Raw genomic sequence first — 14,154 nt, forward strand, 5'->3', positions numbered from 1 at the left:
CGCAGGGGCCGGTATGGTCGCGGGAGCTGAGCCCCACACGCGCGGAGCTGGGGGATGCGTTGCAACGGCGAGGCTTCCTGTGCCGTCGTCTCGCGGGGTACCGCATGGCGCGCCTGCGCCTTCGGGGCAGCTGGCTCCGGCACCTGTGTCGCGCCCAGCAGACGCGACAGCACCTGTGCCTGGATCGTCGCCAGCGCCGGCAGCCCGGGCGCACGCGGATGCGGCACGGGCCCGCCACATCCAGGCCGACCTTGCCGTGATCGAGCACCACGATGCGATCGGCCAGCGCGCTCGCCTCGGCCACGTCGTGGGTGACCAACACCAACGCAAACCCGTGCTGCCGCCACAACCGCACGATTTGCTGCTGCATCACGATTAGCTGCTGCATCACGATACGGCTCGATGCATCCAGCGCCCCCAGCAGTTCGTCCAGCAGCAACAGCCGCGGCCGATGCACCAATGCACGTGCCAGCGCCACCGGCCGACGTTGGCCGCCGGACAGCGCGGACGGCCACGCGTTGCCGCGCATGCCCAGGCCCACCGCGTCCAGCGCACGCTGCGCCTGCGCGCGACCGGCCCGGCGCCGCACGACTGGCGTGCAGGCAACAAGACTGGCTCGACCGAGCGATGCCATACGGCATGCTGTTTGCCGGCGCCCAAGCGTCCAGTAACCAATGCTTAGGTGGTTATTGAGTCCCGGTGCGTTGGCGGTAGCGAATGCACCAAGCTCTGTCATGCATGCACGCTGCGCAATCGCGCATGAGTGGCGATAATGCGCCGATGGATGCTCCCAAGCCCTGGCACCTCTACCTGCTGCTATGTCGCAACGGCAGCTATTACGCCGGCATTACCAACGATCTGGAGCGGCGCTTCCAGGCCCATCTGCGTGGCACTGGTGCGCGTTACACGCGTGCCAATCCGCCCGTGCAGCTGCTCGCCAGCCACCGGTACCCGGACCGCGCCAGCGCTTCGCGCGCAGAGTGCGCGCTCAAGCGCCAGCCACGTGCGCGCAAGCTCGCCTGGCTGCAGGCACAACCGAACGGTGCGGAGTCACAACCTGCTGACGCATCGATCACGCCCGTCTAGCCGTCGTTTTTCTACCCTGCAGCGCCCTACATGCGGAGCGGCGCATGCATTATCAGCTGTACTACTGGACCGGTCTGCAAGGCCGCGGCGAATTCGTGCGACTGGCACTGGAAGACGCCGGCGCGGCCTACACCGATGTCGCACGTATCCAGGGCGACGAGGTCATGACGGCGTTTTTGCAAGGCGAGCAGGTGGGCGCGCAGCCGTTCGCACCACCATTTCTCAAAGCCGGCGACGTGGTGGTGGCACAGGTCGCGGCGATCCTGCACTTTATCGGGCCACAGCTGCAATTGGTGCCCGATTCGGAACCACAGCGGCTACAGGCGCTGCAATTGCAGCTGACCATCGCCGATCTGGTGGCCGAGGTGCACGATACGCACCACCCGATCGCAACCGGCCTGTATTACGAAGACCAACAAGCCGAAGCGGCCAAGCGTGCGCAGGACCTGCGTGAAAACCGCTTGCCCAAATTCCTGGGCTATTTCGAGCAGGTACTGCAACAGGCTGGCGGTACGCACGTGCTCGGCACGCATTCGTACGTGGATCTATCGTTGTTCCAGTTGTTCAGTGGCCTGGAGTACATGTTCCCCAGACGCATGGCGACGTTGGCCAAAAACTTGCCAGGGCTGAAGGCGCTGCAGCGGCACGTGGCGCAACGGCCGCGCGTTGCGGCCTATCTGGCGTCCGAACGACGCGTGGCCTTCAATACCAACGGCATCTTCCGCCATTACCCGGAGCTGGATGCGGCATAGGCAGCGGCAGCGAGGGCGCTGCGGCCGGTCGCAACAGGCTGGCGCCGCATGAGGGTGCGGCGCGGCACGCGGTGCTGATTGCTGCGATCGATCACGCAACAACGCCACCTGACCCTGAGCGACGCGTGCAGCGTTACGTCGTGCACGTACGCACCCACCCAGGTGCGAAGGCCGCAGGTCGCCTGACATGCGGCGTTCGCTCTCCGGTAGCGGGAAGCCAGCGGCCTCAGCGCCCCTGCAGCAAGGCCGTGCGAATCCGCTGCAGTTGCGCCTTGACTGCAGCCGCTTGCGTCGGCCCCAGGCGCAGCAGTGCCTTCTGCCCCACCGACAGCGATTCCAGCGATGGGTCGACGAAGCGGTAGCGGCCACGGTCGTCGCGTTGCACGCCGATCGGCTGCGTCGGCTCAGGCGTGCGCAGCAAGTGGTCGATCACATCGATGACGCGGTCGTTGAAGTAACGATCCGGCGCGCCCAGATCCGCGTACGCCTGCTGAAACAGTGGATAGAAGCGCACATAGCTGCGCGCCATGGCCTGCGCATCCACGCTGGTGAATGCGGCCACGTAAGGTGCATAGCGCGCCGCATTGGCCTGATCGAGCACCGGATGATCGCCTGTGCCGGCCACCTGCAACTCGCCAGGCACCGGCTGCAGCACCAAGGCACGGCGGCTGATGCTGGGTTGGGTGAGGTTGTCGATCATCACCACCACGCGTTCGATCAGGTGCTTGCGCAACACGATCGACAACGCGTCATCGTCCTGCACCAACGCCCGCAGCGCTTGCCACGCGGCATCGTCGCTTTGCGCCAACGCAGGAATCGCAGCATCGGCAGCGTCGGCCGATGCTGCCGGCACCGGATGACGCGGCTCGCCACTGGCCGGCGTCGGCTGTGGGCTGACCGCAGCGGCCACGGCACTGGCGGTACGGCTGATGGGTGCAGGCAAGGTGCCCTGCGAATCTGGCGGGCCGCTGAACAGCCACCACGCGGCGCCAGCGATCAAGGGGACCGCCAACAACCACGGCCAGCGCGAGGATTTGCTTTGCATCGTGGAACTCCTGACATCGACAACATCCAGTGTGTGACCGTGGGATGCTGCGGTGGTTCCATCGATTTACGGTGTCGCTCGTTGAGCCGCAGCTTTGCTGCGCGATCCACGCCGCTTAACCGGCGAAATCCAATCGCGCGTTCACCCAAGCCGCGACAATTGCAGCGGCAACCTGTTCGGCCTGCCTGGCCGGCATGTGCTTTTCGCTTACCAGCCAGGCGGCCGTCTCTGCGCGCACCTTCGGCAACAGCGCGCGCGCAGCGTTGCGCTCGGCCGCCGGCCAGTCGCTGTCGTCGCCAGACCACGCAGCTATCGCCTGATCCGGATCGTTGCCGTAGCGCTTGCGCAACTCCGGCTGCAGATACAGTGCCGGCGACACGGCAGCCCGGAGCGCGATGATCTGCCACTCGGCGTAGCTGGCATAGCGAATGGTGCCTGCGTCCTTGCTCAAGGCTTCGATCAGTCCTGCGAATCCGTCATCCAGCTGTTTCCAGCTCGGTCGCGCGAACAGCCCACCGGGCGGCTCGCAGATCGGCGCGAAACTGTCGCGTGTCGAACCATAGAGCGGGCCGAACGCCTCATAAGCCGGCTCGCCCACTGCAGCGAAGATGAAGCAATGCACATACGGCCGCTCGGAACGATCTTCGCGCTCGATCCACATGCGCAACAAGGTCAGCACACGCTGTTGCTGTTGCATGGCAGGCGCGCCTTCCACATCGTCGAGCAAGGACGCTGCGAAATCGTCGGTCTTGCGCAACGCCTTGCGTGCGCTTTCAAAACGCGCGCTCGCCAACGCCGCATCCACGCCAGCGGCGGGCACGAAGTCATGCAGATACGCCAGCCATGCCGATGCCAGCGGCGCGTCGTAGCCCTGCAACTGGCGCGCAGCGTCCGCTGGCGTTTTCGGGATGCTGGCGATGATGCGGTCCAGCGTTTGCTGCTGGGCGTCGAGTGTCTTGCCCAGCGCATCGATCCTGGTCTTCAAACTGCGTTGCAGGCAGGCATCTACCTTGGCGTCCTGCGCGCAGGCATTGCGCTGGCGCAACCAGGCGCGTTGCTGATCGCGCACTGCGGTGAGCGAGGCGCGCGGTGTGGTGTCCAGCACGCCGCGGTAGGCCTCATCCAGCTGATCGTCCAGCTGGCCGAGCGCCGGCACCGCGCACAGCCGCTTTTCCACCGGCGTGCCCGCCTGCTTGCAGTCGAACGACGCCGACCATGCGGCGCCAGCGCTCAGCACCAAAGCGCCAGCCACAATGCTCTGCACGACACGCATCCGATAACTCACTGCAACGCCTCCTTGCGCGCCGGCAGCAGCGACAGCAACAGCAGCGTCGCCGCCAGCGCCACATAGGCACCGACGAACTGCCAGCTGATCACCCGCGCCAGGCCTTGCAGCGACCACGGCAGGTAGATGCCGCCGCGCGGGTCCACCGAGTGGATCAGGCCGAACAGGGTCAGCCCGGCAGCTACCAGCAGGAACGCCGCGCCGCGTCGCAAGCGGCCGTCGATCATCGCCGCCACCGTGGCGATCCATAGCATCGCGGTGATGATGAAGCCATTGCCCAGCGCGAAGATCACTGCCAGCTCCGGCAACCCGTGGCCATCGACCTTGGTGGTCAGCGCGACCAGCTGATCCGGTGCAATCCAGCCCGGCGCCTTGATCGTCAGCAGGTACGCGACCGACGGCAGAAAGCCCAGCACCATCGCACCGGAATGCTGCCTGGGCGTGGCCTGGAATGCCTGGGTGGTGATGTCGATGGAGACATACACGATGATTGGCGCCAGCACGGCCAGCGGCAGCCACTGCACCAAGCCGCTGATCACGCCAAGCATGCCGCCGATCCCGATGAACCCCCCGGTCAGCAGCGTGTAACCGGAGCGCGCGCCCATGTGCTTGTACGCGGGCTGGCCGATGTAGGGCGTGGTCTGCGCAACGCCGCCGCAGACGCCGGCCACCAGCGTGGCCAAGGCTTCCACCAGCAGGATGTCGCGGGTGCGGTAATCGTCGCCGGCCGCGCGCGCGCTCTCGCTGACGTTGATGCCGCCCACCACCATCAACAAGCCGAACGGCAGCAGCAACGGCAGGTACGCCACCGTGGCCGGCAGGCCGTCGATAAAGCCCAGCGTCGGCAGCGGCAGCACGATCTGCGGCGGATTCCACGCCGGCAAGGCGAAGCCGGGGGCACCCAATCCCGCCAGGCCAAGCCCGTAATACAACGCGGTGCCGATCACGAACGCCACCAGCACGCCGGGCAATTTGGTCGGCAGGCGGCCCTTGGCGAGCAGCACATACAGCAGCAGGCCCAAGGTAACGAAGCCGGCCACCGGCGAACGGAGCGTTTCCAGCAATGGCAGCAAGCCCATCAGCACCAGCGCGATACCGGCGATGGAACCGAGCAGGGCCGCCCGCGGCAGCGCGCGCGTCACCGCTTCGCCTGCGAAGGACAGCACCAGCTTGAGCAGGCCCATCACCACCAACGCGGCCATGCCCAGTTTCCAGGTGGCGATCGCGGCGGCCTGCGGATCCAGCCCTTGCGCTTTGAAGCCGGCAAATGCCGGGCCGAGCACCAGCAGCGCCATGCCGATGCTGGTGGGCGCATCCAGGCCCAGCGGCATGGCAGTGACGTCGTCGCGCCCGGTGCGTGCGGCCAGCCGCCGCGCCATCAGGGTGTACAGCAGGTTGCCCACCAGCACGCCGAACGCGGTGCCGGGGAACATGCGCTGGAACACGACGTCGGCCGGGAACTGGAAGATGCCGACCAGGGCCATCGCGATGAAGCCAAGGATAGACAGGTTGTCGACCACCAGGCCGAAGAAACCATTGAGATCGCCAGCGACGAACCAGCGCGGCGCAGCCGCAGGACGCGAAGAGGGAGCCGACATGAGAACCAGAGAAGCGTGGGGGTCGGCCGATGGTAGCCGCTGCATTGCGGGGACGACAGCGGCGCGGTGGATCAGAGCGTGTCGTGGCCAGGGGCCGTCGGGCTGTCCGTGAGCAGGCAGCCCGGCGCCATCGCCCGCTACTGCATCGCCGCATCCACCTCGATCCAGCCCACGCTGTCGCTGCGGCCGGCGCTGCGATAACGCACCTGCAACCGCGTACCATCGGCGCTGACGTCCAGCGCATCGGCCTGATCGCCGCGCACCAGATAGCGTTTGGTGACGGTGGCCGTCGGCGTGGCGTACAGCGGCAAACGCCTCACCTGTACGTGCAGTTGCACCGGCATCGGTTCCTCGAGCGTGGTACCGATTTCGCTTGCCACCTTGACGCCGCGCGGGTCGTACATCGGCCACACCGACAGCGGCATGCCATCCTCGCTTCCCGAATCCAGCAACGCCTGGATCTGCGGCGACTCGATCCGCTGCTGCGTCCGCCAAACGTACAACCGCCCGCCAGCGTCGTAGCGGTAGACATCCGCATACCACATCGGCCCACCGCGGCAGGAACTGGTCAGGCTGCGCTGCTGTTGATCGGCAACCAGATTGAAGAATCCCTCGCACTGCACCGCCGGGCGCGTCGGTGCAGCGAGCGCATGAAAACGGCGCTGTGCAGGATCGAACACAAAGACCCAGACCGCCTCGTTGACCTGACCCAGCATCGCCGACACCGCAAGATCCGGGCGCCCGTCGAAGTTGTAGTCGTCGCTGCGCAGCTGCACGTCGCCTTCGCCATCGTCCACATTCGCGTCGAACCACTGTTCGGCATCGCCGGGAGACAGCACCATATGCAGGCGCTGGCCGACCAAGGTGGCGGTCGCACGGGTCTGCGCATCCAGCGTCAGACGAAGGCTTGTGTCGTCTGACGCAGCGCCGAACGCCAGCCCGCCTGCCATCGCAACCAACAGTGCGCGAGCGGCGCGGACGGGCGACAAATGCAAGAAGCCAAGGCGCATGCGCAGCTGGCTCGAAGCGGTGCGCAGACACTCGCTCGCCGGCTGCGCACGCGATGCCCGCCAATGCATGAAGACGCGCGACATACGCCGATCGACGCTGGCGAGCGTGGCGGTCGGCAACTGCACGGACCTGTCGGTGCGCAAGCCGGCCAGCGGACTCAGAACGACACCTCCACCGGCTGCCGCGACCACAGCACCGACTGGTGTCCGGTGGCCTGCTTCCAGGCCAGCCGGATCGCTTCGATGTCGTTGCGCCGTTGCGGGGTGTCCTCGTGCAGGATCACCAGCACCTTGGTGCCCAGCCGGTTCGGCTCCTTTGCGCCGCGGAACAACCATTGACCGTAGGCGTCGAACACGGTCAGACCATCGGGAAAGCGCGGGGTCACTTCCTTGTCCAGAAACGCGCGCCATTGGGTTTCGTCGATGGTGCGGGTCTGCGGGCGGTCGGCCGGGCCGGATTCTTCGCCCACGCCGAAATACAACTCGCTGCGCACCCAACCCCGTGCCGCCGCCGGCCGCGCTGCATCGCCCTGCAGGCTGGCAGTGGTCGCGGTCGGCACGGTGCCGGGCGTGGTGGCGCAAGCGGTCAACGCCAGCATGGCGGCAAGCAGGCAAGACGGCAGCAACTTCATCGACTTCTCCACAACAGGTCTGGGGGGCACTTGGGGCAGGCTCATGCAAGGCCGATATCAGCTCATGCCGGCGCGGACGCACTGTGCCATCTCGCGCCGCCCTGAACAACGCGATAATATCTTTCCATCCGGATGAATGTGGACGATCCGCCCCCTTGCGCCCCAGCCCGGCCGGATGCCGACCGCGCGGCGCGTTGCAGTTGCAGGAGAGAGAACAGCATGACCCGCCCCACCCTTTCGGTGATTGGCCTGGCCATCGCCGCCGTGCTCAGCGCCAACGCGCAAGCCCAGCAGGCCGATGCCGGTGCCACCACCCTGGACACCGTGATCGTCACCGGCACCCGTGCCAGCGACCGTACCGTGCTGGAATCCACCGTGCCGGTGGACGTGCTCACCGCCGAAGACATCCGCAAGGCCGGCGTGGTCAACGGCGAGTTGGGCAGCGCGCTGCAGGCGCTGCTGCCTTCCTTCAACTTCCCGCGTCAGTCCAACTCCGGCGGCGCCGACCATATCCGCGCCGCGCAGCTGCGCGGGCTCTCGCCCGACCAGGTGCTGGTGCTGGTCAACGGCAAGCGCCGCCATACCTCGGCGCTGGTCAACACCGACAGCAAGATCGGCAAGGGCACCACGCCGGTGGATTTCAATTCCATCCCGATCAACGCGATCAAGCGCATCGAAGTGCTGCGCGACGGGGCCGGCGCGCAATACGGCTCGGATGCGATTGCCGGCGTCATCAACGTGATCCTGGACGACAACCCCGAGCGCGGCGAACTGGAAGCCAGCTTCGGCGCCTACAACACCGACGTGAAGCCGATCGACCGCCGCGTCACCGACGGCCAGACCAGCTATGCCAGCGCAAAGGTGGGCACGCTGCTGGGCGACGACGGCGGCTTCTTCAAGGTCGGCGTGGAGCTGAAGAACCGCGAGGCGACCAACCGCGCCGGCTTCGACCAGATTCCCTCGTTCGAAGAACAGACCCCGGCCAATCTGGCGCTGCGGGGCCAGCGCAATTACGTGCTCGGCGATGGCGCCAACAAGGGCCTGAATGCCTGGCTCAACACCAAGGTGCCATTCAGCGCCAGCGGCGAGTTCTACGCCTTCGGCACCTACAACCAGCGCGATACCGAAGGCGCCAATTACTTCCGCTACCCGGACGGCAGCGCCAACTGGCGCGAGATCTACCCCAATGGCTACCGCCCGATCTCCGAAGGCGAGAATCGCGACCTGCAACTCGTGGCCGGTGCGCGCGGGCAATGGGGCAGCTGGGATTACGACGCCAGCGTCAACTACGGCCGCAACGACTTCACCTACCGGCTACGCAATTCGCTCAATGCATCGCTGGGACCCGGCAGCCCCACACGCTTCAAGACCGGTGATTTCGCCTTCGCGCAGACGGTGGGCAATTTCGACCTGACCCGCGTGTTCGACGCCGCCGGCGCCACCCATACCTTCGGCACCGGCGCCGAGTTCCGCCGCGAGCAATACCGCACCCACGCCGGCGATCCGGCCAGCTACGCGGCCGGCCCGTTCACCGATCGTCCCACCGGCTCGCAGGCCGGCGGCGGGCTCACCCCGCAGGACGAAGCCGACCTGTCGCGCAACGTGGCCAGCGCCTACGCCAACGTCTCCAGCCAGTTCGGCGACAAGTTCTCCACCGACCTGGCTGGCCGCTACGAGCATTACCAGGATTTCGGCAGCCAGTGGACCGGCAAACTGGCCGCACGCTACGCATTCGCACCGGCCTTTGCGCTGCGTGGCGCCATCTCCAACAACGTGCGTGCGCCTTCGCTCAGCCAGATCGGCTATGAAGCCACTTCCACCGGTTACGACGCCGCCGGCCGCCTGACCCAGGGTCGCCTGCTGTCGGTCAACAACCCCATCGCGCGCGGACTGGGCGCCACCGATCTGAAGCCGGAAAAGTCGGTCAATTACAGCCTGGGCTTCACCAGCAAGCTGGGCGATCACTTCGACGTGTCGCTGGACTTTTTCCAGATCGATATCGACGACCGCATTGCGCTGTCCGAAGACATCACCGGCGATGCGCTGACCAGCTTCGTGCAGCAGAACTACGGCGTCACCGGCGTGCAGAGCGCCAGCTATTTCCTCAACGCCGCCGATACCCGCACCCGCGGCGCCGAGCTGGTTGCCAACTGGCGTCAGTACGCCTTCGGCGGCGACCTGCTGCTGACCGGCACCTACAGCTATGCCAAGACCGAGTTGGAAAACATCATCGCCACCCCGGCCCAGTTGCTCGCATTGAACCCGGAGTACGTGCTGTTCGGCGTGGAAGAAAGCAACACGCTCACCGACGCCGCACCGCGCACCCGCGCCTCGCTTGCCGCGAACTGGAGCAACGAGCACTGGAACCTGCAGACTCGCGTCAACCGCTACGGCAGCGCCACGCGCGTGTTCGATTTCGGTGGCGGCTTCGTGCCGCGCCAGACCTACGGCGCCGAGTGGCAACTGGACCTGGAAGCCGAATATCACCTGGGCACGCAATGGACGCTGGCCATCGGCGGGCAGAACATCCTGGACAACTACTCGGACCGTTCCATCGACGACATCGCCTACTTCGGCAACCTGCCCTACGACGTGCTCTCGCCGATCGGCAGCAACGGCGCGTATTGGTATGGGCGGGTGCGGTACAGCTTCTGATTCGGGATTCGGGATTGGCAAACATCGTACTTCGTGCGAATCCCCAATCCCGACTCACGAATCTCCGCCGTTCCATAACCTGAATCTCACACCCCATTGCGCACACTAGCGCAATGGCAGACGCGCATTCCCCCCTACCGTCGCCGCCATTGCTGGACGATGCCTGTGCATTGTTTCTGGACGTGGACGGCACCCTCATCGACTTTGCCGACCGCCCCGAGGCGGTGAAGCTATTGCCCGAAGTGCGCGAGGCCATCGGCCTGCTGAGCGAGCGTCTCAACGGCGCCGTTGCGCTGGTCAGCGGCCGGCCGCTTGCCCAGCTGGACGCCCTGTTCGCGCCATTGCTGCTGCCGGCCGCCGGTCTGCACGGGCACCAACTGCGTAGCGATCTCGCGGCACGCGCGGCCATGCCGCAGGACACGTCCGAGTGGCTGCACGGCCTGCATCAACGCGCGGCCGCGCTGACGCACCAGCATCCAGGCGTGCTGGTCGAAGACAAGGGTGCCAGCGTGGCACTGCACTGGCGCGCCCGGCCGCAGGCCGGCCCCGAGGTGCTCGCCTTCGCGCAGCAGGAAATTGCACAGCTTTCCGGTTATCGCCTGCAGCCAGGCGACCACGTGGTGGAATTCGTGCCCGAAGGCAGCAACAAGGGCCTGGCGGTCGAGCAACTGATGCAGCACGGCACCTTCGCCGGCCGCACGCCGGTGTTCGTCGGCGACGACCTCACCGACGAATTCGGCTTCGACGCCGCCAACCGGCTCGGTGGCTGGAGCGTGCTGGTCGGCGATCGCGCACAGACCAGCGCGCGCTTTCGCGTCGGTGGCACCGCCGACGTACACGCGTGGTTGCAACGCAACGCACGCAGCCGCTGAGCACAGCGCACCTTCTCTCATTCACTTCAACAGGATCGTTTGCACTCCATGACCGAGCCAAACCTGGATCTGGGCGTCATCGGCAACTGCAGTTTCGGTGCATTGGTCGATCGGCAGGCACGTGTGGTGTGGAGTTGCCTGCCGGCATTCGACGGCGACCCGGCCTTTTGCACGCTGCTTTCGCCCAAGACCGAAGGCGGCGACTTTGCCGTGGAACTGGAAGATTTCGCCAGCAGCGAGCAGCACTACCTGCCCAATACCGCCGTGCTGCGCACAGTGTTGCGCGATAGCCACGGTGGCGAGCTGGAAGTCATCGACTTCGCGCCGCGCTGGCGCAACAACGGACGCTTCTATCGGCCTGTGAGCATCATCCGCCAGATCCGGCCACTGAGCGGCAACCCGCGCATCATCGTGCGCGCCCGCCCGCTGGCCGACTGGGGCGGCCGCACGCCGGACACCACCTGGGGCAGCAATCACATCCGTTGGGTGTTGCCGGAATTCACCCTGCGCCTGACCACCGATGTGCCGGTGCGCTTCGTACGCGACGGCTTGCCGTTCGTGCTCAGCCATCCGGTGAGCCTGGTGCTGGGCGTGGACGAATCGCTGACCCGCTCGCTCACCGGTTACGTGCAGGAAGCGCAGGAACGCACCGAAGAATACTGGCGCGAATGGGTGCGCTACCTGTCCATTCCGCTGGACTGGCAGGAAGCGGTGATTCGCAGCGCAATCACGCTGAAGTTGTGCCAGTACGAAGACAGCGGCGCGATCATCGCGGCGATGACCACCTCGATTCCGGAAGCGCCCAACACGCCGCGCAACTGGGACTACCGCTATTGCTGGCTGCGCGATGCCGCCTTCGTGGTGCGTGCGCTCAACCGGCTCGGCGCGACCCGCACGATGGAGCAGTTCATCGGCTACATCTTCAATATCGCCACTACCGACGGCACCATGCAGCCGCTGTACGGCATCGGCTTCGAATCGCAACTGGAAGAACACGAAGTCGATACCATGGCCGGCTACCGCGGCATGGGCCCGGTGCGGCGCGGCAACCTGGCGTGGATCCAGCAGCAGCACGATGTCTATGGCAGCGTGGTGCTGGCGTCCACACAGCTGTTCTTCGACCTGCGCCTGAAGGATCAAGGCGATGCCGACACCTTCCGCCGGCTTGAACCGCTGGGCGAGCGCGCCTATGCGTTGCATAACGTGCCCGATGCCGGCCTGTGGGAATTTCGCGGCCGTGCCGAAGTGCATACCTACACCGCGGCGATGTGCTGGGCGGCCTGCGATCGCCTGTCCAAGATCGCCGACCGGCTGGTGCTGCCCGAGCGCAGCAGCTACTGGCGCGAACGTGCCGACAGCATCCGCGAACGCGTGTTGAGCGAGGCCTGGAGCGAGGAGCGCGGCCATTTCACCGACACCCTCGGCGGCCACCGGCTCGATGCATCGCTCTTGCTGCTGGCCGATATCGGCATCGTCGCCAACGACGACAGCCGCTTCGTGCGCACGGTCGAGGCGGTCGGTCGCGTGCTCAAGCACGGCGATGCGCTATACCGCTACATCGCACCGGATGACTTCGGTGAGCCGGAAACCAGCTTCACCATCTGCACCTTCTGGTACATCGATGCACTGGCTGCGATCGGGCGCAAGGAAGAGGCGCGTGAATTGTTCGAGCGCATCCTTTCGCGCCGCAATCACCTGGGCTTGCTGTCGGAAGATCTATCGTTCGAGGACGGCGAAGCCTGGGGGAATTTCCCTCAGACCTATTCGCATGTTGGCTTGATCATCGCAGCGATGCGCTTGTCGCGGAGCTGGCAGGAGGCGTCATGAGTCGTTTGGTGGTGGTATCCAACCGCGTTGCGGTGCCCGGCGAAACCCGCGCCGGTGGCCTGGCAGTTGGCCTGTTGGCGGCGCTCAAGGAACGCGGCGGCATGTGGTTCGGCTGGAGCGGCAAGACCGTGCGCGGCGACAGCGGCGGCATGCACGAGCAGACCGAAGGCGACATCACCTTCGTCACCATGGACCTCAACAAGCGCGACATCGATTCGTACTACAACGGCTTCGCCAATCGCACGCTGTGGCCCTTGCTGCACTTCCGCCTGGACCTGGTCGATTACGATCGCGCTACCCGCGAAGGCTATATGCGCGTCAACCGGCTGTTTGCCGAGAAACTCGCGCCGCTGCTGAAAGACAGCGACACGCTGTGGATCCACGATTACCACATGATTCCGCTCGGCGCGATGCTGCGCGAGCTGGGCGTGGGCTGCAAGATGGGTTTCTTCCTGCACGTGCCGATGCCGTCGGCCGATCTGGTGCAGGCCATGCCCGATCACGCGCGCCTGTTCAGTACCTTCTACGCATACGACCTGGTCGGCTTCCAGACCCAGCGCGATGCCGAACGTTTCAAGGCCTATGTACGCCTGTTCGGCGGTGGCCGCATTCTGGAAGGCGACCTGGTGGAAGGCCCCGGTGGACGCCGCTTCACCGCCTCTTCGTTCCCGATCGGGATCGATACCGACCTGATTGCCCACCAGGCCAAGGCCTCTGCCGGCAAGCAGGCGGTGCGTGATCTGCGCGAAAGCCTGCGTGGCCGACAGTTGGCCATCGGCGTGGACCGCCTGGATTATTCCAAGGGGTTGCCGGAGCGCTTTCAGGGCTTCGAGCGTTACCTGGAGCGGTATCCGGATCAATCCGGCAGCCTGACCTATCTGCAAATTGCACCGGTCTCGCGCGGCGATGTCACCGAATACCGTCAATTGCGCAGCCAGCTCGAACAGATCGCCGGCCACATCAATGGCGGACATGCAGAGCCGGACTGGACGCCGCTGCGCTACGTCAACCAGAACTTCAGCCATGCCACGCTGACAGGCTTCTATCGCGCGGCCTCGGTGTGTCTGGTCACGCCACTGCGCGATGGCATGAACCTGGTTGCCAAGGAATTTGTGGCCGCGCAGGACCCGGCAGACCCGGGCGTGCTGGTGTTGTCGCTGTTTGCAGGTGCAGCCGATGAAATGAAGGAAGCGCTGCTGGTCAACCCGCACGATCTGGACGGCGTGGCCGACGCGATCGCCACAGCGGCAAGCATGCCGTTGGCAAGCCGCATCGAACGCTGGCACGCAATGATGGACCACCTGCGCAAGAACAACATCAACCACTGGCGCCAGCGCTATCTGCAAGCGCTCTCTGAGGTGTAGGGCAAACCTTCTTCCGCCGCGACATTGT

General features: G+C 65.7%; 11 protein-coding genes and 1 pseudogene. 6 read left to right on the top strand and 6 right to left on the bottom strand.

Features of this window, described 5'->3' with window-relative positions:
- Positions 1 to 53: 53 nt before the first annotated feature.
- Positions 54 to 580: pseudogene (locus ACDH77_RS15255) on the bottom strand (ATP-binding cassette domain-containing protein); the annotation flags it as partial.
- A 179-nt stretch (positions 581 to 759) separates the two neighbouring features.
- Here ACDH77_RS15255 and ACDH77_RS15260 point away from each other — a divergent pair.
- Both ACDH77_RS15260 and ACDH77_RS15265 read left to right on the top strand, forming a co-directional pair.
- A complete protein-coding gene (locus ACDH77_RS15260; protein ID WP_031423835.1) occupies positions 760 to 1,086 on the top strand; it encodes a GIY-YIG nuclease family protein in 327 nt (108 codons plus the stop codon).
- 44 nt (positions 1,087 to 1,130) lie between these two features.
- Complete coding sequence (locus ACDH77_RS15265; RefSeq protein WP_031423837.1) at positions 1,131 to 1,838, top strand: glutathione S-transferase; 708 nt, start codon at positions 1,131 to 1,133, stop codon at positions 1,836 to 1,838.
- 226 nt (positions 1,839 to 2,064) lie between these two features.
- On the opposite strand, the gene ACDH77_RS15270 is transcribed toward ACDH77_RS15265, so the two are convergent.
- From ACDH77_RS15270 to ACDH77_RS15290, 5 genes are all read right to left on the bottom strand, one after another.
- On the bottom strand, positions 2,065 to 2,883 hold the full coding sequence (locus tag ACDH77_RS15270; protein ID WP_031423839.1) for a DUF3014 domain-containing protein: 819 nt from the start codon (positions 2,881 to 2,883) through the stop codon (positions 2,065 to 2,067).
- Between the two features lie 115 nt (positions 2,884 to 2,998).
- A complete protein-coding gene (locus ACDH77_RS15275) occupies positions 2,999 to 4,156 on the bottom strand; it encodes a lysozyme inhibitor LprI family protein (protein WP_031423842.1) in 1,158 nt (385 codons plus the stop codon).
- An 8-nt stretch (positions 4,157 to 4,164) separates the two neighbouring features.
- A complete protein-coding gene (locus ACDH77_RS15280; RefSeq protein WP_031423843.1) occupies positions 4,165 to 5,766 on the bottom strand; it encodes a hypothetical protein in 1,602 nt (533 codons plus the stop codon).
- Positions 5,767 to 5,903: 137 nt separating this feature from the next.
- Positions 5,904 to 6,968: an XAC2610-related protein gene (locus ACDH77_RS15285; RefSeq protein ID WP_372353534.1), complete on the bottom strand. Its 1,065-nt coding sequence runs from the start codon at positions 6,966 to 6,968 to the stop codon at positions 5,904 to 5,906.
- The gene (locus ACDH77_RS15290; protein ID WP_029820050.1) at positions 6,935 to 7,408 is read right to left on the bottom strand and encodes a DUF3574 domain-containing protein; all 474 of its coding nucleotides are present in this window, start codon (positions 7,406 to 7,408) and stop codon (positions 6,935 to 6,937) included. Before ACDH77_RS15290 ends, ACDH77_RS15285 begins: the two co-directional genes overlap by 34 nt.
- 219 nt (positions 7,409 to 7,627) lie before the next feature.
- Here ACDH77_RS15290 and ACDH77_RS15295 point away from each other — a divergent pair, with 219 nt between their 5' ends.
- From ACDH77_RS15295 to otsA, 4 genes are all read left to right on the top strand, one after another.
- A complete protein-coding gene (locus ACDH77_RS15295; RefSeq protein ID WP_029820051.1) occupies positions 7,628 to 10,063 on the top strand; it encodes a TonB-dependent siderophore receptor in 2,436 nt (811 codons plus the stop codon).
- Positions 10,064 to 10,176: 113 nt separating this feature from the next.
- Positions 10,177 to 10,935: a trehalose-phosphatase gene (gene otsB, locus ACDH77_RS15300; RefSeq protein WP_065627904.1), complete on the top strand. Its 759-nt coding sequence runs from the start codon at positions 10,177 to 10,179 to the stop codon at positions 10,933 to 10,935.
- 48 nt (positions 10,936 to 10,983) lie between these two features.
- Positions 10,984 to 12,762, top strand: coding sequence for a glycoside hydrolase family 15 protein (locus ACDH77_RS15305; protein WP_057681820.1), 1,779 nt, complete (start codon positions 10,984 to 10,986; stop codon positions 12,760 to 12,762).
- On the top strand, positions 12,759 to 14,126 hold the full coding sequence (otsA, locus tag ACDH77_RS15310; RefSeq protein ID WP_008577799.1) for an alpha,alpha-trehalose-phosphate synthase (UDP-forming): 1,368 nt from the start codon (positions 12,759 to 12,761) through the stop codon (positions 14,124 to 14,126). The genes ACDH77_RS15305 and otsA overlap by 4 nt, the downstream gene beginning before the upstream one ends.
- Positions 14,127 to 14,154 lie beyond the last annotated feature (28 nt).

It is taken from the genome of Xanthomonas axonopodis pv. maculifoliigardeniae (assembly GCF_041519315.1).
Taxonomy (GTDB): Bacteria; Pseudomonadota; Gammaproteobacteria; order Xanthomonadales; family Xanthomonadaceae; genus Xanthomonas; species Xanthomonas euvesicatoria.

Coding starts and splice junctions, on each gene's coding strand:
- ACDH77_RS15260 (WP_031423835.1), top strand. CDS start 760: ATGAGTGGCGATAATGCGCCGATGGATGCTCCCAAGCCCTGGCACCTC.
- ACDH77_RS15265 (WP_031423837.1), top strand. CDS start 1,131: ATGCATTATCAGCTGTACTACTGGACCGGTCTGCAAGGCCGCGGCGAA.
- ACDH77_RS15270 (WP_031423839.1), bottom strand. CDS start 2,883: ATGCAAAGCAAATCCTCGCGCTGGCCGTGGTTGTTGGCGGTCCCCTTG.
- ACDH77_RS15275 (WP_031423842.1), bottom strand. CDS start 4,156: ATGCGTGTCGTGCAGAGCATTGTGGCTGGCGCTTTGGTGCTGAGCGCT.
- ACDH77_RS15280 (WP_031423843.1), bottom strand. CDS start 5,766: ATGTCGGCTCCCTCTTCGCGTCCTGCGGCTGCGCCGCGCTGGTTCGTC.
- ACDH77_RS15290 (WP_029820050.1), bottom strand. CDS start 7,408: ATGAAGTTGCTGCCGTCTTGCCTGCTTGCCGCCATGCTGGCGTTGACC.
- ACDH77_RS15295 (WP_029820051.1), top strand. CDS start 7,628: ATGACCCGCCCCACCCTTTCGGTGATTGGCCTGGCCATCGCCGCCGTG.
- otsB (WP_065627904.1), top strand. CDS start 10,177: ATGGCAGACGCGCATTCCCCCCTACCGTCGCCGCCATTGCTGGACGAT.
- ACDH77_RS15305 (WP_057681820.1), top strand. CDS start 10,984: ATGACCGAGCCAAACCTGGATCTGGGCGTCATCGGCAACTGCAGTTTC.
- otsA (WP_008577799.1), top strand. CDS start 12,759: ATGAGTCGTTTGGTGGTGGTATCCAACCGCGTTGCGGTGCCCGGCGAA.